This is a genomic window from Pauljensenia sp. C0170B5, from assembly GCF_056590195.1.
Window position 1 is genome coordinate 71,794 of record NZ_JBWPVR010000008.1, and the last position, 19,174, is coordinate 90,967.

The 19,174-nt window shown below is 57.3% G+C and carries 17 protein-coding genes and 3 pseudogenes; 5 read left to right on the forward strand and 15 right to left on the reverse strand.

Annotation, left to right across the window (positions count from 1 at the left end):
• Window positions 1-60: 60 nt before the first annotated feature.
• Window positions 61-660, reverse strand: a complete 600-nt coding sequence (gene lepB / locus AC1EJZ_RS09135) for a signal peptidase I (RefSeq protein ID WP_480294667.1) — start codon at window positions 658-660, stop codon at window positions 61-63.
• Between the two features lie 102 nt (window positions 661-762).
• Here lepB and AC1EJZ_RS09140 point away from each other — a divergent pair, with 102 nt between their 5' ends.
• Window positions 763-1,809: a YeiH family protein gene (locus tag AC1EJZ_RS09140; protein ID WP_480294668.1), complete on the forward strand. Its 1,047-nt coding sequence runs from the start codon at window positions 763-765 to the stop codon at window positions 1,807-1,809.
• A 296-nt stretch (window positions 1,810-2,105) separates the two neighbouring features.
• Here the strand turns inward: AC1EJZ_RS09140 and AC1EJZ_RS09145 are convergent, their stop codons facing one another.
• Both AC1EJZ_RS09145 and AC1EJZ_RS09150 read right to left on the reverse strand, forming a co-directional pair.
• Window positions 2,106-2,735, reverse strand: coding sequence for a CadD family cadmium resistance transporter (locus AC1EJZ_RS09145; RefSeq protein ID WP_480294670.1), 630 nt, complete (start codon window positions 2,733-2,735; stop codon window positions 2,106-2,108).
• A gap of 103 nt (window positions 2,736-2,838) precedes the next feature.
• Window positions 2,839-4,658 (reverse strand): annotated as a pseudogene (locus AC1EJZ_RS09150) (type I restriction-modification system subunit M).
• A 233-nt stretch (window positions 4,659-4,891) separates the two neighbouring features.
• Here AC1EJZ_RS09150 and AC1EJZ_RS09155 point away from each other — a divergent pair.
• Complete coding sequence (locus tag AC1EJZ_RS09155; RefSeq protein WP_058236075.1) at window positions 4,892-5,080, forward strand: hypothetical protein; 189 nt, start codon at window positions 4,892-4,894, stop codon at window positions 5,078-5,080.
• Between the two features lie 54 nt (window positions 5,081-5,134).
• Window positions 5,135-5,530: pseudogene (locus tag AC1EJZ_RS09160) on the forward strand (DUF2254 family protein).
• A gap of 178 nt (window positions 5,531-5,708) precedes the next feature.
• Here AC1EJZ_RS09160 and add read toward each other — a convergent pair.
• From add to AC1EJZ_RS09190, 6 genes are all read right to left on the reverse strand, one after another.
• Window positions 5,709-6,707 (reverse strand): adenosine deaminase, encoded by a 999-nt coding sequence (gene add, locus AC1EJZ_RS09165; protein ID WP_058236076.1) that lies wholly within the window; start codon window positions 6,705-6,707, stop codon window positions 5,709-5,711.
• Window positions 6,708-6,715: 8 nt separating this feature from the next.
• Window positions 6,716-8,476 (reverse strand): adenine deaminase C-terminal domain-containing protein, encoded by a 1,761-nt coding sequence (locus AC1EJZ_RS09170; protein WP_480294672.1) that lies wholly within the window; start codon window positions 8,474-8,476, stop codon window positions 6,716-6,718.
• A 29-nt stretch (window positions 8,477-8,505) separates the two neighbouring features.
• Window positions 8,506-9,933, reverse strand: coding sequence for a purine-cytosine permease family protein (locus tag AC1EJZ_RS09175; protein ID WP_285016120.1), 1,428 nt, complete (start codon window positions 9,931-9,933; stop codon window positions 8,506-8,508).
• Window positions 9,934-10,069: 136 nt separating this feature from the next.
• Window positions 10,070-10,378: a DUF4230 domain-containing protein gene (locus AC1EJZ_RS09180; protein WP_058236079.1), complete on the reverse strand. Its 309-nt coding sequence runs from the start codon at window positions 10,376-10,378 to the stop codon at window positions 10,070-10,072.
• A 75-nt stretch (window positions 10,379-10,453) separates the two neighbouring features.
• On the reverse strand, window positions 10,454-11,050 hold the full coding sequence (locus AC1EJZ_RS09185; RefSeq protein ID WP_058236080.1) for a type IIL restriction-modification enzyme MmeI: 597 nt from the start codon (window positions 11,048-11,050) through the stop codon (window positions 10,454-10,456).
• A 12-nt stretch (window positions 11,051-11,062) separates the two neighbouring features.
• A complete protein-coding gene (locus tag AC1EJZ_RS09190) occupies window positions 11,063-11,236 on the reverse strand; it encodes a hypothetical protein (protein WP_157843490.1) in 174 nt (57 codons plus the stop codon).
• Window positions 11,237-11,276: 40 nt separating this feature from the next.
• Here AC1EJZ_RS09190 and AC1EJZ_RS09195 point away from each other — a divergent pair, with 40 nt between their 5' ends.
• Both AC1EJZ_RS09195 and AC1EJZ_RS09200 read left to right on the forward strand, forming a co-directional pair.
• Window positions 11,277-12,080: an MMPL family transporter gene (locus AC1EJZ_RS09195; protein ID WP_058236081.1), complete on the forward strand. Its 804-nt coding sequence runs from the start codon at window positions 11,277-11,279 to the stop codon at window positions 12,078-12,080.
• Between the two features lie 89 nt (window positions 12,081-12,169).
• Window positions 12,170-13,222: a bacterial Ig-like domain-containing protein gene (locus AC1EJZ_RS09200; protein WP_480294685.1), complete on the forward strand. Its 1,053-nt coding sequence runs from the start codon at window positions 12,170-12,172 to the stop codon at window positions 13,220-13,222.
• Window positions 13,223-13,323: 101 nt separating this feature from the next.
• On the opposite strand, the gene AC1EJZ_RS09205 is transcribed toward AC1EJZ_RS09200, so the two are convergent.
• From AC1EJZ_RS09205 to AC1EJZ_RS09230, 6 genes and pseudogenes are all read right to left on the reverse strand, one after another.
• The gene (locus AC1EJZ_RS09205) at window positions 13,324-14,361 is read right to left on the reverse strand and encodes a nucleoside hydrolase (protein ID WP_480294676.1); all 1,038 of its coding nucleotides are present in this window, start codon (window positions 14,359-14,361) and stop codon (window positions 13,324-13,326) included.
• Between the two features lie 43 nt (window positions 14,362-14,404).
• Window positions 14,405-15,406, reverse strand: a complete 1,002-nt coding sequence (locus tag AC1EJZ_RS09210) for a LacI family DNA-binding transcriptional regulator (RefSeq protein WP_070725687.1) — start codon at window positions 15,404-15,406, stop codon at window positions 14,405-14,407.
• Window positions 15,407-15,513: 107 nt separating this feature from the next.
• Window positions 15,514-16,875 carry an MFS transporter gene (locus tag AC1EJZ_RS09215; RefSeq protein ID WP_480294678.1) on the reverse strand — a complete coding sequence of 454 codons (1,362 nt, stop codon included), beginning with the start codon at window positions 16,873-16,875 and terminating at the stop codon, window positions 15,514-15,516.
• A 730-nt stretch (window positions 16,876-17,605) separates the two neighbouring features.
• A complete protein-coding gene (locus AC1EJZ_RS09220; protein ID WP_480294680.1) occupies window positions 17,606-17,764 on the reverse strand; it encodes a hypothetical protein in 159 nt (52 codons plus the stop codon).
• A 117-nt stretch (window positions 17,765-17,881) separates the two neighbouring features.
• Window positions 17,882-18,160 (reverse strand): transposase, encoded by a 279-nt coding sequence (locus AC1EJZ_RS09225; RefSeq protein ID WP_480294681.1) that lies wholly within the window; start codon window positions 18,158-18,160, stop codon window positions 17,882-17,884.
• A 621-nt stretch (window positions 18,161-18,781) separates the two neighbouring features.
• A pseudogene (locus tag AC1EJZ_RS09230) lies at window positions 18,782-19,174 on the reverse strand (hypothetical protein); the annotation flags it as partial.

The window sequence follows — 19,174 nt, forward strand, 5'->3', positions numbered from 1 at the left end:
CCCCGAAAAGACGGAACTAGCACATTTCAAAGCATAAATATCTGCTCAGCAGGACTTTCGTCACTCTGCAGGTCCCCCGAAACGATGGAGTGGCCATACTGTTAACAACGCCTTCCCCAGAATCTGCTCCTGGGACACAGTGCCGATGACGTTCGAACGACTGTCCACAGAGACGCTTCGGTGGTCCCCTAAAACGAAGAACCTACCTTCCGGCACCTGGTAAGGAAAGTCGATTTCTGAACCGCTTATAGAAATTCCTTGTATATAGTCTTCATCAAGTTTCATATCGTTAACAATCACCGTGCCGTCATCGTGAATGTCTACCCAGTCTCCCGGCAGACCTATCACACGCTTCAGCAGCACCTTATTGTTGTAATAAAACGCCATGATGTCTCCACGCTTGAAGTGGGACGAATGACTTGCCACGACAAGGTCCCCGTCACTAAACGTCGGCTCCATCGATGTGCCACGTATTTGCAGAACTGAAATAAAAAATGTCGAGATCAGCACGCACACTGCAGCTACGACAACTATCACTTCCAACGCACGTAGGACGAAGCGAGTCTTACGCGAGTAAAAAAAGTCTCGCAAGGATTTCCTGGTCTCCGGGCGACCTTGAGCAGGCTCGTCATCGTATGGCATCTGGGCCGTATTCTCCATTGCGTTCTCCGCTTCGCGTGTACTTCAATGCCCCAATGGTACGTCGCAAGGGCTCAGCGGAAAAAGCTCCGTCATTCTCTGCAGGGCGTGTGGTATACGTGGATGGTGAATTTTTGGACTCACTTCACGCGCCTGCTGCCTGGCGTGCTATACGCCTGTACAGTCGCAGGTATTGCCTGGCTGATCAACCTGTTCGTGCCATTGCTGTCTTCGATGCTGGTGGCGATCCTCCTCGGTGTTGCCGTGCGCAACACGAAACTGATTCCATCGATCTGCGAGCCGGGCATCGCCTTTTCAGCCAAGACTGTTCTGCGCGCCGGAGTGGTGCTGCTGGGCTTCCGCCTCTCACTACCCGCCATCGCGGCTCTGGGGGCCGGAACGATTGCCACGATCATCTGTGCCGTCGCGGTGACAATGGTGGCGGGGTATCTGCTGACCTACTTCATGCATGTCAGCCATGCGACCGGCATTCTGACAACATCGGGCACCGCAATCTGTGGAGCCTCCGCAGTTGCCGGCATCTCCCCCGTTGTTTCTGCGCGCAGTCATGAGGACGCCGATGATGCCGTGGCCACCGCCATTGCATGTGTAACGGTTTTCGGAACAGTCGCCCTCGTCGCTTTGCCGACGGCTGCCCACGCGCTGAACCTGACGCCCACGCAGGCCGCCGTGTGGCTGGGGGCGTCCATTCACGAGGTCGGCCAAGTTGTCGCGGCTGCGAATATTTACGACCCTTCCGTTTCTGACCTGGCAACGGCCGCCAAGCTTGGCCGCGTGGTATGCCTGGCAGTCGTGGTCGCAGTGGTGGGCATTGTGGAGCGCCGCGTGGTGCAGGTGCGCCATGAGCATGCGCACAAGGCAAGCTCGAGTACGCGCCCGCCTCTGGTTCCAGGGTTCGTCGTCGGATTCCTCATCGCCGTCGTCGTGGCCTCCCTGTTTACAGGCGTACCCGCTGCGAGCAGCGTTTTCAGCACCCTGGGCGGCACGGTGGCCACGTTGTTGCTGACAGTGGCGATGGGCGCGATGGGTGCGGGTGTGAACCTGCGGAACGTGATTCAGTCAGGCGGGCGTGCGCTTGTGCTCGGCGTGATCCTCAGTGCGTTGATCGCGGCTGTTTCGCTGGGGTGTGTGATCCTTCTGGTTGACTGACGGCGGCATTCCTGCTGGAGTGCCACAGCTTGTCTGGGCAGTAACATTGCGGAACACAATCGAGAACGCTTCAGTGATACAGAAAAAGCGGCTACCGCACGTGTTCTGCGCAGCGTGAACAAAGCCACCCAACCGGCTCCTGTAAGAAGGCAAGAGGGACTGCTGCCGTGTTCGCTGGCTGTTTCTATCGTCGCCATCCGCGCACACCTCACCGCACGGTCTCGTCTGAGAAGACGCCACTATCGAATCAATAGTGTTGTCGTCTTGCTCGCCAGGTGAAGACTTATCGGCTGAGGTCAGATCGTGCCAGGAATTATGGGGGGTAACGCGTTGAGGGTCCATAGGTACGCGAAGGTCCCGTTTTCAACGAGGATGTAGATGCCAAGTCCGATGAATACGATCGGTACAATGATTCTCTCGTATTTTTCGACGGTCTCGCCGATAGCCGGTACGGAAGCCAGGCGCTGCGACAGCACGCATAGCCCCAGAATCCCCAGAGCGAAGACTGCAACGATAATCAGAATCTGGATGACGGTTTTTCCCGTGAAATAGGGGACGTAGATTCCGACGTTGTCTCCGCCCATTGCGAGTGTGAGACCGGCGAAAGCAAGGATTGTCGAGCCTTTCTTGCTCAGTTGTTCTTCTATCTCATCCTCGTCCACGTCCTCATCGACCAGAACCGCTCGTATGCCAAGTGCGATCGGAATGAGGCCCAGCAGACCGATCATCCATTCTTGTGGGATGAAGTTGAGAAACCAAGCCGCAACAAGGCTGACTGCCACGAGGATTCCGGTGCCAAGGTACTGCCCGAAATAAACTGATTTGCGGTGCTGTTTTCCCTGGGTGGCGAACAGGATAGTCAAAATGAACAGGTAGTCGATTGATGTCGACACGAATACCAGTGCGGCTGAAAGGATAATGTCCACAGCTTGCTCCTTCCATCTCGGGTTCGCTTGCAGCTGATGATGTGTTCGGATGGCCTACGGATAACGGAGCGAGCGCTGGGCCAGTGCGTGGGCCCGCGATCACCTACGTAGTCGCCTGTACGTACAGGTCGAACAAGTGCGCGACGATCTTCCGCTCGTCACCGTCAAAGTCCACACCATACGCAGCTTCAACCGCTGCATCAAGTTCGTGATGGGCGCGGGTCAGCGCCGGGTACAGCCACGCATTGTCTGGATCGTACAGGTCAGCCAATGCTGCGCCCTGGTATTGATCCCGCGCATCAAGAACCGCCTGCTTTTCAGCCGCCGGTTCAACTTTCAGAAAGTCGTTCTTCTCGCGTTCCCACATCAAAAGATTGCCGCCATCAGCAGGCTTGAATCCTTGTGCCATGGGCACCACATCGCACAATGGCTTGCTACGTCGCTCGATAAAGACATTTGCAGCGTCAACAAGATACCCATTGATATTGTCAACCGATCGTGAGACGCCCTCGTCAATTTCCTGAACGTCAAAAAGCACCTTGTTTTTCCGCGCAACATAGCTGAAGCCGACGATGACGACGTGGACATGTGCCTGATCACTCGCCTCGTTGCCCCACACAAATGATCGATGCGCAAAGTTGATGGTGATTCCGCGTTCGAAGAGCGGTCGCCACAATGGCGCCACCTGCTGACCCTGGCAGATCGAATTCGTGGAAACAAAGGCAGCCTCGATCGAGGTCCCCTCCATGTAATCCGCCGCTTTGCGGTACCAACCAGCGACATAATCCAACAAACCGTGCTGCTTCATGCCGTCAAAGACCAGCTCCATATCTGCTCGCTGCTGAGCAGACTTGTTCGAGTAGCCGATGAAAGGCGGATTCCCCATCACAAAGCTGCATCGCTGAGCAGGCAGAACGCTCTGCCAGTCCATAGTCAGCGCATTGCCTTCGTGAATGGACGCCGAATCTCGCAACGGGAGGTCGTCGATCTCACGCAAAATGATCGTCTCGGACTCAATGTTTGCCTGCAGCTCCGCAATCCACAAGGCCGTGCGCGCAACAGACACCGCGAAGTCGTTGATCTCAATCCCGTAAAACTGGTGCAGCGACACTTTGACCGGACTGTCTCCAAACTCCTCAAAGTCGAACATCGTCTGGTTACGAAGCAGCTCGCCTATAACGACGTTCTCCAAGCGCCGCAGCTCAATGTAGGTTTCCGTCAGAAAGTTGCCGCTGCCGCACGCTGGATCATACACGCCGTTCACCTTGGTTTTACCCACCAAAGTTAGGCGCGCAAGCAGTTCAGAAACGTCCTGCGGGGTGAAGAACTCGCCACCCGACTTGCCTGCTGAAGATGCGTACATTGTCATCAAGAACTCGTAAGCATCCCCAAACATGTCAATCGAGTGAGAGCTGAAATCACCAAGTGGTAGATTCCCAATCTCATTCAAAATCCGCACCAGCTTCGCATTACGAGCCGCCACGGTATTACCAAGCTTCGCGCTGTTCACATCCAAGTCATCGAACAAGCCTTTAATGTCGCCCTCTGACTGGGAGCCAACAGCTGAACCCTCAATATTGCGAAAACCTGCTCAAGCCGCTCATTCAAATCCGGGTCAGAAGCCGCGTTCTTGCGCACGTTCTCAAAAAGTTCGGAAGGGCGAATAAAAAAGCCTAGTTCTGCAACCGAACTATCGCGACCATACTCGGCTAGATCATCGGGAAGTTGAACGTAGTCAAAATCGGGATCCGTCTCGCGCTCCAGCCGGTTCACGTGTTGAACAAAACGTTCGGAAATGAAGCGGTAAAACAGCATGCCGAGCACGTACTGTTTGAAATCCCAGCCATCTACCGACCCGCGTAGATCATTAGCAATACGCCAGGTAGTCCGATGTAGCTCTTGTCTTTGAGCCTCACTACCCACAATAAACTCCCGATACCACTAACCAGTTTAAACGCCGCAACGGGCCACTTTCATAAGGATAACGAGAGAGTAGGACAAAGATTGCGCGCAACATGCACTAAAGCAGTTTGGCCGGCCACACCCCCTTGAATACTCCTTAAAGTCAACGCGCAGAAGCGGGCGGTCGGGCACGCGGCCTCATCCAGTTCTACGGCGCGGGGCACGCCGGTAGGTTCGCCGGACGCCTCGTCCAGGTGCAGAACCTACCGCGTAACTATCTGCCTGACCTCGACGCGCTCGAACTGCTCTACGACTCCGTGCCAGACACCCTGAGCCAGTTGATCCGTGCCACGTTCATCCCCAACGCCGGATGCCGGTTCATCGTCGCTGACTACTTCGCGATTGAAGCCCGTGTCATCGCCTGGCTCGCCGGAGAAGCATGAACCCTGGCAGCGTTTGAACAAGGCAAGGATCTGTACTGCGAGACCGCGTCGCGCATGTTCGGCGTCCCCGTCGAAAAACATGGCATCAACGCTGAGCTGCGCCAGGTGCTCGATATCGGCGTACGAGCCTTGAGTTCCGGCGTCAACGATCCGACTACGGTCTTCCGCACCACCGGGCAGTGCTAAACCAGCCTTCGAGACCTGGTTGAGAACCCGATCTACCCGCAGGTTAAGCGCGACGAGAACGGCAGGCTACTGGTCTGGGCGGTCGCGAGGGAACTCGAGGAGATAATTGACGACTTCTGCGGCGAGATACGTCGCAATGGTTCCGACGAACCCCTAGTAGTGATCTCGCTGCTGCAGGTTCTCGAATCGGTTTATAGCGTCGCCGACCAAAAACATCAAGCGCTTCGTTGTCAAGCAGCAGAAGCGAATCATTGCGGCTGCTGAGAAACATATCGAGGACCCGGTCGACCTAGAAAGTGTGAAGAAGGCAGCCTGGGAGAAGGATCTGCTGAAGGATCCCTCGCCAGAAAGCGGCGTCTAAAGATAAAAGCTGCCCCTCCGAGTCGAAGTGCGGAGGAGCAGCTTCATGGAGCCAAGGCTCCAATTATGTTGCTGGAAAGGTTTAGCAGGCGGCAATCTCTTCCCGCAGCTGATGCTTGAGCGTCGGGGTGGCCCACGAAATATCCACCGCATTCAGGCAGAGTTGCTTGAGGAAGTCCTCGTCTGCGTCCAACTCATCGGCAACTAGCTGCAGATTCTCGCCGATGTAGCCGCCGAAATATGCAGGGTCGTCGGAATTGATGCAGATCTTAATTCCCTTGTCAGATAACTGCTTGATCAGCTGAGTCTTGGAGCCGTCCGAAACCCAGGTGTTGGAAATCGGGCAGCTGGTCAGGCCGATCTTGTTGTCCACCAGATACTGCACATAGTCGGGGTTCTCGCTGACGTTAGTGCCGTGGTCGATGCGGTCAACCTTGATCTCCTCGATCAGCTGGCGGATGTGCTCGATCGAGTTCTTAATGTCGACGTCGGCGTGCATAGTCAGCAGGAAGCCCTCCTCACGAGCGCGAGCGAAGACCTCGGCGAACTTCTCAGGCGCGTTGCCAGTCTCGTCGGAGTCCAGCCCGACACCGATGATCCAGTGCTTGTAATCCAGGGCCTGGGTCAGCGTGGCCATCGCGTACTCGGCCTGGAAGTCGCGCAGGAAGCACATGATCAGAGCCGACTTGATGCCCAACTTCTTCTCGGCCTCGACCTGAGCGCGGTGCAGGCCATGGATGACGGTGTGGAACGAGACGCCACGGCAGGTGTGCGCCTGGGGGTCGAAGAACATTTCCACGTAGCGCACGTTCTGCTCGGCTGCCTTGCTCAGGTATGCCATGGCTAGGTCGTAAAAATCCTCGGCGGTCAGCAGCACGTTCATGCCGTCGTAGTACGCAGCCAGGAAGGACGCCAGATCGTCGAAATCGTATGATTCGCGAACCTGCTCGGGGGTTTCCTCGGCGAGCTTGATGCCATTGCGCTCGGCGAGCTTGAACTTCAGCTCCGGCTCGAGCGTGCCCTCGATGTGTAGGTGCAGCTCTACCTTGGGCAGTTTCTGAACGAAGGGTGAAATCTTCACTTTGACTCCTAGTTGCTGGAAATTACGGGATCGGTGACGACGAACTTGACGCAGTCGATCAGGCCCAGATCGGTGATCGCCCACTCCGGGATTGCGGTGATCGACAGGAACAACAGCTGGCCGAATGGCGACGGCAGGTCGCTGCCCAACTCATCGCGGGCGATGCGATCCATCTCCTGTTCGGCAGCGGCCATCTCCTCAGCTGGAATGTCAGCTACGATGCCGGCTACCGGCAGTGGCAGCCTGCCGATGACGTCGCCATCGGCAACAGCCACCTGGCCACCTCCAAGCCTAGTCACCTCGTTGATGGCGAGGGCCATGTCTGCCGCATTGGTTCCGGCCACCACGACGTTGTTGTCATCTGGCGAGTTGGAGGTCGCGATCGCACCCTTCTTGATACCGAAACCGTTGATGAAGGCAACCGGCAGGTTGTCGGTCTTGCCGTAGCGCTCGGCGACGGCAACCATGATTGCGTCCTTTTCGATGCAGGGCTGAACCACGCCGTCGACGATGTCCAGCTCGATCTCCGCGCCGGGACGGCGGAAGGCCACGTCCTTGCTGAGCACTATCGCCTGAACGACTGCCTTGGAGCCCTCGGCCTCGACCTTGATGCGGCTTGCGTCCACTTCCTTCAGCTTGAAGGTGTCGGCGACAACCGAGGTGCGCTCGGGCGCCACCGGAGCTACGACCGACTTGCCGTTCTCGGCGACGATGCGGCCAGCGGTCATCACGCGTGCGGGTCGGAAGTCATTCAGGTCGTCCACGAACAGGATGTCGGCGAAGCGGCCGGGTGCGATCGAGCCGATCTTGTGATCGAGCTTGTACATGCGGGCGGTGTTGATCGAGCCCATCTGAATTGCCTGCATCGGGGTCACGCCGCACTCGATGGCCAGGCGAACCACGTAGTCGAGATGGCCACGGCCAAGCACATCGCTCGAGGTTATGTCGTCGGTGCAGAAACCGACACGGTCGCTCGGGGCGCCCATCTCGGTGACCAGCTTGATGTTCTCGCGCAGCATCGGGGCCGCGGTAGACTCCCTGATGATGATGTCGATGCCGTTGCGCATCTTCTCCAGCTCTTCCTCAGGCGAGTATGACTCGTGACATAGGACAACCCCGGAAGAGGCGTATCCAGCCACCCTGCGGGCGTCCACCAGAGGCGCGCAGCCGAAGGCGTGCAGTCGGTTCTTCTCCGCAATGTCCATCGCGGCCAGAACGTCCTCGTCACCGTCCTCAACCATCTCCTGAACCGTCTCCCACAGGCCGACGCACTCGTGCATCTCCTGGGCTATCTTGTGGTCCTCGGCCTTGAACGCATAACCGACGTTGGACTCGGGGATGGTGTAGGGCGCCTTAGCCGGTGCTCCCCACCAGACGTGTACCGACGAGTCGGCGGCCTCCGCCAGGAACTCCTTCACGCCGTCAATGCCTGCGGCGACCAACACCTGATCGAGTCCGGAGATGACCGAGGTGGTGCCATAACGTGCGACCATGTCGGCGAGCATCGTCACAGAGAGCTTCGAGCACTCGATGTGCATGTGGCCGTCGATCAGACCCGGGGTCAGGTAGCGGCCCTCGGCGTCGATGATCTCGGTATCGGGGCCCTTCTGCGCAGACACGTCGCCGACGGCAGCCACACGGCCGTCCGCGATGGCCACGTCTGCTGGATAGATTTCGCCAGTTAGGACATTAACCAGCTTGCCGTTTTCGATGATTTTGTCAGCATGTGCCCTGCCGTAGGCCACATCCATTACGTGCCGGTTAGGCATTTCTACTCCTTAGCTTTGCGGGCGCGCGGTCACGCGATCCCTAAATTCTTCTTCTTATTGGTGATTGTGAGTGCTATGAACAGGAGGCCGCTGACCACTATCCCGGCGGGAATCGCCAAGTCAGGGGCATATTCCGGGTGTTGCGGCGAGATCGCAGCTGCAATCGGGCCGATGAAATATCCGGTGTTGGCAAATAGCGCGGAACCGATCATTCCGGCAATCAGCGAGACGAATCCGGGCAGCTTCACGCCCCCGACACCCCAGTAGACCCCGCCCTTGTCGTTCATCAAGCCAGCCAGATCGTAATTGCCGCGTCTCATAACCCAATCGACGAGATAGATCGTGATCCAAGGTGCTAGCCAGACGCTCAGCGAACCGACGAAGGCGCTCAGCAGCGCGTAGAACGACGACTGGGCGACCGCGAAGATAGTGATCAAGATGCAAATTATCGAGTCAGTGACGACAACCATCGGGCGCTTTGCCGGGATGCCGGCGGTCTGCAGGTTAAGTGACGACGAATAAAGGTTGGTGCCGTTTTGTACCATCAGGCCGAAGCCCACTAGAAGCAGAAACGGCACAGAGAACCCCGCAGGCAAGATCGCGGGAACGGCTAGCGGGTCGGAGAGGTCAACGTCGGGGCCGACTGCGACCGTAGCCATGGCGGCGCCTAGGCTCTGCAGCAAGAGGTACGGCACGAAACCGCCCAGCGCGGCCCAGGTGCTAACCGATAACGGGCTGGTTTCTTCGGGCAAATATCGTGAGAAGTTCGAGCCGGAGCATGCCCAACTCAGGCCGCCGGAGACCACTACTAGACTGATCGCGCTGATCATCGCGTTGATGTCGGCGCCTACCTCGCCCGTCGCGATGTTTACCTTGGGCAGGATCAGCACTGCCAGGATTACGAACGCGCAGGCGAAAATGATTGTGGCGAATTTCTGCGCTGCCATCAGGAAGTTGTAGCCGATCAGCGGCAGCAGCATTTGGATAAGGCCGAGCACCACGATGAGCACGACCTGCGTAACGCCCGAGATATCGACGCCGAAAATGCCTAGTAGCGCGGCAATCGCGTAATAAACGAGCACCAGACCGGCAGCTTCGAAGCCGAGCAGCATCAGCCACGAGAACAGGCCATTTGCTCGTCCGCCTCGAGGACCCAGGCTAGAGCGGCTGATCGTCATGTTGGTCGTGCCGGTCTTGGGGCCCTGCAACGAGGCCAGCGCCAGCAACGGGTAGGCGATTAGGTTGCCGATGACGATCGCCGCGATAGCCTGCCAGAAACTGAGGCCGAAAAGAATCACCAGCAGCGCGCCGTAAGAGACGGTGAAGATGTTCGTGGTTGTACCGGCCCAGAGGAAGAATAAGTCGATGGCTTTTCCGTGCCGACGATTTGGTGGGACGAGATCAATGCCCTGTTGATCGATACCTGAAGAGGTTTCAAGAGCCGCTGGATCTGACAAATCGTCTCCTTAGTTTTCAAGGTGCCCAGCCGAACTGGGTTAGGATCCGATCCAGAGTTTATAGAACTGACTAGGCCGATTCAACTTGCTGTTAAGCGATTTCTGGTTTAACGCCGTCCCTAAAGAAATAGAGCTGTCACACGTTCCCGCCGGCGAACTTAACCTCTACCTCGTAGTCGGCCTTGTCCGTGCCCACGAGCACCGCCTTAACGTGGGACTTCAGCAGCCTCGCGGTGTGCTCCTCTGATTTCTGCAGCGGACCTCCCTTGATCGCTTCGTCCCTGTTCTTATCAGTCTCGGCGCTGAGAAAATCTGTCACGTCGTCCACCGAGACCTGGTTTAGCGGGTTGAACGACTGGTCATAAATCTCGACACTGGCCGGGTCTATCGACTCGCCCAGAACGTCGGCCGCGTGCGCGTCGTAAACGCTCCTGGTTGGCCGCACCCTTCCACACAGCAAATCTTCAACCTAATACTTCATTCTCTCGGAACTGAACCAACGACCTCCCATTTGAACCACTCACGCCCCCAGCGCGACTGTGCTGCGATTTTGTATCCAAGTCGGGTTGAAACCTTCAAAGAAAGTTAACGAACCCAGTTTCTCGTGGAACATGCGCAGCCGGTTGTCTTGTTGACGCTCAGTAAGCCCATCTGCAGTCAGAAACGTGTCGAGCTCGCTGCGAAGATCGTCAAGGAACAGAGGATCAATGACCTCGTGGATGTTTTCCGGACTGGTATAGTGCATACTGCCGAAACGACGAGTTTCAGGGTTCAAGGTCGATTCAAAAACCCCACCGAAAATGGTCGGTGAAATCTGCGACCAATCTGTATCCTGCGCCACCTCGTTCAGCAGAAGGGAGCGGATCGATTCAGTGAAATTCGGTATTTCCACGTTCCCCTTGAACAGACCACCGTTGACATAGGGGAAAGCCCGCAGACGATCCGACAGGTACGGATCGCGGTCAGGAACCGGCGTATCGAGCACCTTAAACAACTCGAGGAGAGCCGAACGCAGCTGCTGTGCATCGAAAGAGGACAGATACCGGTAGAACGCGTCCTTCTCGAACAGTCCCGCATCCTCAGCGAACAGGCAGAACACGATTCGAACACACAGCACGTTGAGCGCGTGTTAAGCCTGCGTGGTTTTCGGATCGATATATTGCTCCAGCAACGCAGCACGGAGCTTTCCAACCAACGCCCCCGCATCAATCGAGGCAGCTTTCTCGCGGCTGGAGCGAAGCGAATCCGGGTCAGTAAGGCCAAAGACTTCTTGACGAACACTTCGATGCAGGGGCTGGATCACCTGCGCAGATTATTCTTCCCAGGAAAACATCGACGATGCCATGGCCGTCCTCGACGGCCGCGTCTACATCCACGCCACCCTCAGCGACGCTTCAGATTCGAGGGAAGCCGAGTCGACTGTTGCAAAGATTCGTGACGAACTGCATGCGCTCTTAGACTCCGTGCTCGTCGGCGGCATTACCGCCACGGACATCGACACCAACCTGACTGGCGAACGTGACCTGCGCGTCATCATCCCCCTCGCGCTCGTCGTTGTGTGGGTGATTCTGGCCATCCTGCTGCGCGCATTGTTGCTCCCCACCATCCTCATCGCCGCAACAGTGATCTCCTTCGGCACTGCCCTGGGTACAGCCTCGCTTGCGTGCAACCACGTGCTGAAGTTCCCCGGCGCCGACCCATCCGTAGCACTGTGTGGCTTCTTATTCCTGGTTGCGCTTGGCATCGACTACACAATCTTCCTCATGACGCGTGCCCGCGAGGAGGCCCATCACATCGGAACACGCCCAGGAATCCTCAAGGCGCTGACGGTGACAGGCGGCGCCATTACGTCGGCAGGCACCGTGCTCGCCGCGACGTTCTCCGCGCTCGTCGTCATCCCGTTGATGTTCATGATCCAGCTGGCGTTCATCGTCGCGTACGGCGTGCTCAAAGACACGCTCATCGTCCGAACGCTGCTGATCCCAGGCTTGGTGCTCAACATCGGCCCTCAGATCTGGTGGCCATGGCAGAAGCTGGCCGAGGCTGGTCCGGAACGAGCAAGCTGGATCCCACGCTCAATCTCAATAATGAGGACAAGACATTCACCAGACAAAACCCTTATCAGTTCGACGAAGTCGATACTTTAACCACTGACACCAAAAACCTCCACATCACAGGTGGAATCGTCAGGCTAAGGGCGCAGTGGGCCATCGCTCCGAAGGTCGTAGCGAAAGACCTGGCGATTACCGTCGGTGACACGCTCGATCCCCAGTCGTTGCTCGTGTCTGCCACCGACTACAAGGGCCGCGACCTGAAAGATGACGTCAAGATTGAGGGCGCCCCGGCTAACTCCAGCAAGGCTGGTACTTTCCCGCTGACCTTCACGGTCACCGATGAATTTGGTGTGAAGAGCAATACTGCTACGGCAAACCTGGTCATTAGCCCGACTCTTGAGGTTGCTGATAAGACCATTGAGTTCGGTGGGGACTTCGACACCCTCGTCACGAACTCCGCTGGCGGGAACGTTACGCTCGACCCGAATTCGAAGTACGACGTGAACAAGCCTGGAACCTACGACCTGACCTACACGGTCACCAGCGAGGATGGGACTACCAGCGTCACGAAGACTGCTCGCCTGACAGTGAAGAATCCCCCGGCGAAGCTTGCCGTTAAGGACGTTACGATTTGGGAGGGTGAGCCCTTCAAACTTGCGGACATGATCACCAAAGAGGGGACCGACAGTACCCCGGTTCCTGATTTGAACGCCGAGTTCAATTCAGCTGTCGCTGGCACATATCCGGTTGAAGTCACCGTTACCAATGCCGACGGCGTTGAGACCAAAGAGACCGCGAACTTGATCGTCAAGAAGCGCATCGCGGAAGTGAAGCCCGCGCCGACACTGGAGCTGAAGGATCTGGAGATCTGGGAAGGCGACCAGATCGACCTGTCCTCCATGGTTTCCAAGGCAACCGGAGGTAAGACACTGGCCAATCCAGACTCGAAGTTTGACGCCAACAAGGCTGGCGAGTATCAGATTGAGTTCACGGCTACCGACCAAAATGGTGCCACGGTCACCAAGACTGCGAAACTCATGGTGAAGCCACGACCGGAAGAGCCGAAGGTCGAATGCGCCATCCCCGACGCTGAGGGTGCTAACGGTAAGTACTCGATCAGCTCGACTGGCAAGCCCGGACTGGCAGCCACTGGTTCGAACGCAACAGGAGCCGGAATTGCGGCACTGTTCGCACTGGCTGGTGGTGCGGCGCTCGTACGCCGCAGGAAGCACTAACCTGAGGTAACACGAAAGTGGGGTCCGATTCGTCGGGCCCCACTTTTGTTACGCCTGATATCATCCCGAGTTGTGCCAGTGAGAAGCCACGCGCAGTGGCTCTACACGCCGAGGACGACGTTCGTCCACAGCGTCAACAGCCTGTCGTTATCAACAGCGGTCACCATGTTCACCTGTCTTGGCTTGGCAAGGAATTCCTCGTCGCCGCGGGTGCCCTCGCCCGATCCCCCATCGCAGGCCTCCAGCAGTTTGCCTCTGGGGTCGCGTGCCAGCATAAAGCGGCCTGCCTCCTCCTCGACAACCTCCGGGCACAGCATCTGGGCGATGACCACCATGTCGTGTACCCACATGCCGTCCACCGGCCGCGTGCGCGTGCTGTATTCGATCCACGGACTCAGCCATGCATCAATGGCTTCGGCCCGCTCACGCTGCTCGGGCAGGTCGCCGGCACGTTGCCTGACCTGTTCCCACCGCTCGCGCGAAAGCTGCGTCGTGCGCGTGACATCGAGTGGCACAACTGTCAGGTCGATTCCAGAGGCGAACACGATGGAGGCCGCCAGCGGGTCGATCGCAACGTTCGTGTCGACAAGGTCGCCGTACCCCTGGCATCCGCCCATCATGCGGATCTCTGCCACATGGCGGGCAGCTTCCGGCTCGAACCGGATCAGTGCTCCAATGTCGGTCAGCGGCCCGAGGGCAGCGATTGTGACCGGGCAGCCGTGTACGTGCGACATGACATCGTGAGCCAGCCGTGCCGCCACTTCCTGCACGGACTCGCACGGATCAGACGCATCCTGCTGTGCCGACTCCCCTTGCGCGGGGTATTCCTCCCCTTGCCACAGGCGCGCAACGTCAGGCGCGCGACGGGGCGTTTCCATCTTGTCCCGCCAGGCTCCGCGTGACACATATGTGTCGAGGGGAACGTCGCATCCTGTGAGGATCGGGGTGCTCACACCGAATGCCTGCGCCAACCGATGCGCCGCCTGCGCGCCTTCCGCGGCGCTGACGTTTCCAAAGACCGTCCACACCGACGCCAGATCCAGCTGGGGGCTGGACCACGCTAAGCACAGTGCCAGCGCGTCGTCGACGTTCGCACCTGGAATGCCGTTGCCGGGGTCGCAGTCAATGATGAGTGGCATCAATAAAACCTGAAACTTTCGTGAAGTGAGAGTGAGGAGCGGGCTAACAGCTGGCCCGCTCTACGAAGTATGTTGTCGGAACGATGGTGGCGGCCGCGCCTGACCCCAGCAGCGAGGTGGCGATCTGAGCTGACAGATCAGCCATATCCACGTGGATTCCCGACAGTGCCGGCACACAGTATTCGGCATGCGCAGTGATGTGCATGGCCACCACACTGATGTCGTCGGGGATACGCACGCCCAGTGATGCCAGGCGCGCCATGAGCCCTACTGCCTGCATCTCATTGGACACGACCACCCCGTCACAGCCCAGGTTCACAAAGTGTTCGGCCATCTGCCACCCACCCTCGTACGTGTAGGGGGCACTCAGGTGGTGGGGGTGATCTTCGGGATTGCCGTCTGAACCGTCGTCGAGGGCGTCGAACCAGCCTCGGCTGCGTTCGGCGGAGTTGATGCGTCCGCGCGGCCCGCCCAGGTGCCCGATGGTCCTGCAGCCGCGTTTCTTGAGTTCGCGCGTCAGATCTGCGGCGCTTCCTCGTTCGTCTTCCAGGACGCTGATACGCTGCCCTGCAACTTCGCCAGTGTCTGTCGGAGTGCACGCATTGGCGAATACCACCGGCCGCGCGAAGTCTTTCAGCAGGTGAGCAGGCGGCGGCTGATCAACCGAGTACCACACCAGGCCAGCGACCTGCTGGCTCATCATAGTCTCGATGATGTCTTCTTCTCGCTTGAGGCAGTCGTGTGAATCAGCGACCAGCAGCGAATACCCATGATCGTAGAACTCGTCTTCGATGCTTTGGAGCATGTGTGCCAGGAACGGGTTCGCCAGGTCAGGGACAACCACTCCGAAAGTGGTGCCTTTGCCTGTCAGCAGTGCCCTGGCCGCGTTGTTCGGACGGTAGCCGGTCTGCTTAATCGCTTCCAGCACACGTTTGCGGGTTTCGGGAGCAACGGGGCGCGAACCGTTGTTGATCACGTAGCTCACGACTGCTGTTGACGTGCCCGCCAGCTTGGCAACGTCGTTCTGAGTAGCTCTTTTCGCCATATCGATGTCTGCTTGGGGTCAGGGCGTCCTCGTCGCGCTAAAACAAAGACAGAAAACCGGCATCGTGCATGAAGGCGATTTTCTGTCCTTCACTTTAGCATCGTGGCCTAGATGGCATCTTCGATCAGTGTGAGGTCGCGGCCTCGAGTCTCCGGTGCGAAGAACGTGGTGATGAAGCCGATTCCAGCGGTGACCATGAAGTAGATGGCCAGCGGGATCCACGAGCCGGTCGCAGCCAGCAGTGCTGACGCGACCATCGGAGCGGTTCCGCCTGACAGGATGGATCCCAGTTCCTTGGCAATCGCCATTGTTGAGTAGCGGTGGCCGACGCCGAACAGTTCGACGCCGTAGGCAGCCTGCACGCCGAAGATTCCGAGGGAACCCAGACACATGCCGACCACGATGACTGCTCCGACAACGAGGGCGTCGCGCGATTCCATGAGGAAGAATGCGGGCACGCCGTAGATGACGAGCAGGGCGCAGAAGACGCGATAGGTGATGCGTCGTCCGAACCTGTCGGACAGCCAGCCGGACAGTGGGATGACAGCAAAACCGAGGATCGACGCAATCAGCACTGCGGTCGTGGGGACGGACTTGTTCATGCCCAGCGCGTTGACGGTGTAGCCGACCAGGAATCCCTGAGCCATGTAAGACGGGCCGTTTTCACCGATGCGCAGACCCAGCATGACCAGGAAGGCTTTCCACCCGAAGGTCGACTTGGCGGGCTCGTTCTCCGCCTTGTCGAGGTCGGCCAGTTCGCGTGCTTTCTTCTCCTGATAGGTCTTGAAGACGGGGCTTTCATCCATCGAGCGGCGAAGGAACAGTGCGAATGCTGCGACCAGCACAGAGCACAGGAACGGGATTCGCCATCCCCAGGAAATGACCTGTTCGTGCGGCAGCAGCAGGACCAGCAGCCACACGATCGAGGCGAGCAGCGTGCCGCTGTTGGAGCCGACACCGATCAGTGAGGCGACCAGGCCGCGGTGGCGGGTGGGTGCATATTCGGCCAGCATGACTGCGCCGCCGGAAAGTTCGGCACCTGCACCGAATCCCTGGCAGATGCGCAGCAGGGCGAGCAGGATCGGCGCCCAGATTCCGATGGTGGCGTATGTGGGCAGAAGGCCGATTCCCGAGGTTGCGATACCCATGAGGGCGACGGTGAAGACAAGGATTTTCTTCCTGCCGAAGCGATCACCGAGCCGTCCCAGCACGAATGCGCCCACGGGGCGGGCCAGGAAGCCGACCGCATAGGTGATGAACGCGGAGAGCAATGCGATGATCTTGGTTTGTTCAGGGAAGAAGACATCGCTGAAGACCAGGCCTGCTGCCATTCCATACAGTGCGAAGTCGACGTATTCCATCGTCGTGCCCAACCAGATTGACACGATTGCGGACCAGAAAGATTTGCGTCCGTGGATACTTTCGAAGTGTTGATCGGCTATTTGATTGCGATGCTTGATGTGCGGCATCTGCCCTCCCCTGTTTCACAGGTTCACCATTGATTTATGCGAGACGCATTCTATACGTATAGATACGAGGGTGCAAAACACTCTGGTCACTCGAAGCGCTTCACTAAACGGAGGGAATCCAGGCGCATACTGAATTGGCCTGAGTTTTGAGAGCGGCGTGTGAGGCAGCTTTGAAGGCTGCGTGTTGAAAATGGTTGGTGTATCTCTCACTGGGTGGGATGTCCCCAATCGATGAATACAACCTGTCGGTATTGCACCGGTGGCCCCATCCGATAGTCGCGGTCTCCCTTCTTGCCTGTTGGCCCAGGCAGCAACTTCAACGTCAATCAGCTCGGACTTGTGCAGCCCAATGGCTGACTCCATCAGCCCATCGTCGTAGGCATCCCCAACGGTACCGATTGAGCCATCCATCCCGTGGCGTTGCAGCAGGTCGCGCAGATCAGTCAAGGTATACAGACTACCCGCATCGGAGTGATGTATGACCCCAGCAGACTTAAAGAACGAGTCCTGACACTTCCGTGTGGCCAACGCCTGCCTCAAGGCACATGCGACCAGACTGTTATCCGTCTGGGTGTCGACGACTGCAAGGATTTCTCTGGTGCACACGTCCTCAACAGAACTGACGCATATCCCCCCTGCAAGCTAGAAACGTAGGTGAAATTCGGTGCCCGCCACTGGTCGGGGTGCGTTGCGACTTCTTCCGGCGCACGCTTGATTCCCAGGATGTTCATCAGTCGTTGTACCTGGTCGCCGCCAATCCGCCATCCAGCGCGCAGGAATACTTTCCAGAGTTTGCGCCTGCCACATAGACGCGCCTCGCCTTCACCCACAGCGTGTACAGCTTGTGGGCAGCATACGCTTCCTCGAGTTCGGCCTGCGTGGGGGGCAACCCGGCTGATGTAACGGTAGTAGGTTGCTGGCGAAATGTCGTATTTGTGCTCGTTGAACACGTGGCACATCCGCTCGATGGAATACAAGTGCCGGTGAATATGCAGAAAATTCACAATCACTTGAGCGCGGTCACGCTCCGCCTGGGCAAAAAAGCTGACGTCGGCTTCAAGATCTCGTCGGCTTCCTTAAGCCGGGCATTTTCCTCGCGTAGCTTGTTAAGTTCGGCATCTTTATCCGCCTCACTGGCTGCTACTTCCAGTGCCTCGGCCTGCTCAGCCTTTCTCATCCAGTTGCGCAACGTGGATACTTTGATTCCCGTCTTTCCTTCCACAACACGAATAGCTGCCGGCTTCGACGAGGCGCCGCCAGCAAGGATATCAAAGCATATCTTCACCGACCGCTCCCTGGTCTCCTGGTCATAAGCACTGATAGCTATAGAAAAACCTTGCTAGGTATAGCATGCCCTCTCACAAACCCAGTCTGATGTACACCAGTTATAGGGAATGCAGATCCCATCGATAAGGATCTGGCCCATATATCTCGCCTGTAACTTGCGCTTTAGGTGCTCCAACTTCCCAGCATCAGGCCGTTTTAGTGACAAAAGAGGTTTTAATTATCACGAGTTCCGTAATAAAATATCCTTCTAGCAGCAGTTTTATAAACAAGTCAGCTTGCGTTTTAAAGTTAATGTCAGTACGTGATTTAACTGCCAGGCACCCCAAACCGGTCGATCACAAGTGCTCGTCGAACAATAATTCAAAGCTTCATACCCCCTCATCAAACCCCAATAACAACGCATTAATACTCATAATTCGGGTATGATCCCCAAACCATGAGTGACGGTGGTTAATTAAGCTCACGAAGCAATCTCTTACTACAAGAACCTTGGGAAATTTTGCTTTGCAGAGAGCAGAAGCAGTTCCTTACTTCGATATTTACAAGTTCCTTGAAAATAGCGAAGCCGCCCATATTCACTGCTCATATGGGCGGCATACGCTACTTTAACTTCTCAGTTTTAGTCCTTTCTGACTTTCTTCCTACCAGCAGCAATCAGTAATCCGCCGGCTGCAAGAATCATCGCTGCGACTTGATACGGCATCCCAGCATATCCAGTTTTCGAGAGCTTTCCAGACTTGCGGGATTCAGACGCTTTAACGGCGTCATCGCCGTTCTTGTTGCTCCCACCATTCGGGTTATCAACCTGGACCTTCTTCCACACAGCCTTCACGACCGTGTCACCATTAACAGTAATCTCGGTGCCCGGCGCCACTTCCTGACCATCAACTTCCCAAGCCTTAAATTCCTGGGAGTCATCCGGAGCAGTAAAACCATTAGGCAACACCGTGTACTTACTGCCCTTATCCACAGTCGCACCATCCATACTGCCGCTACCACCATTACCGTCGTA

Bases quoted from the DNA above. Each gene is read 5' to 3' on its own strand.
- lepB (WP_480294667.1), bottom strand. From the start codon at position 660: ATGGAGAATACGGCCCAGATGCCATACGATGACGAGCCTGCTCAAGGT.
- AC1EJZ_RS09140 (WP_480294668.1), top strand. From the start codon at position 763: ATGGTGAATTTTTGGACTCACTTCACGCGCCTGCTGCCTGGCGTGCTA.
- AC1EJZ_RS09170 (WP_480294672.1), bottom strand. From the start codon at position 8,476: ATGCCTAACCGGCACGTAATGGATGTGGCCTACGGCAGGGCACATGCT.
- AC1EJZ_RS09195 (WP_058236081.1), top strand. From the start codon at position 11,277: ATGGCCGTCCTCGACGGCCGCGTCTACATCCACGCCACCCTCAGCGAC.
- AC1EJZ_RS09205 (WP_480294676.1), bottom strand. From the start codon at position 14,361: ATGCCACTCATCATTGACTGCGACCCCGGCAACGGCATTCCAGGTGCG.
- AC1EJZ_RS09210 (WP_070725687.1), bottom strand. From the start codon at position 15,406: ATGGCGAAAAGAGCTACTCAGAACGACGTTGCCAAGCTGGCGGGCACG.
- AC1EJZ_RS09215 (WP_480294678.1), bottom strand. From the start codon at position 16,875: ATGCCGCACATCAAGCATCGCAATCAAATAGCCGATCAACACTTCGAA.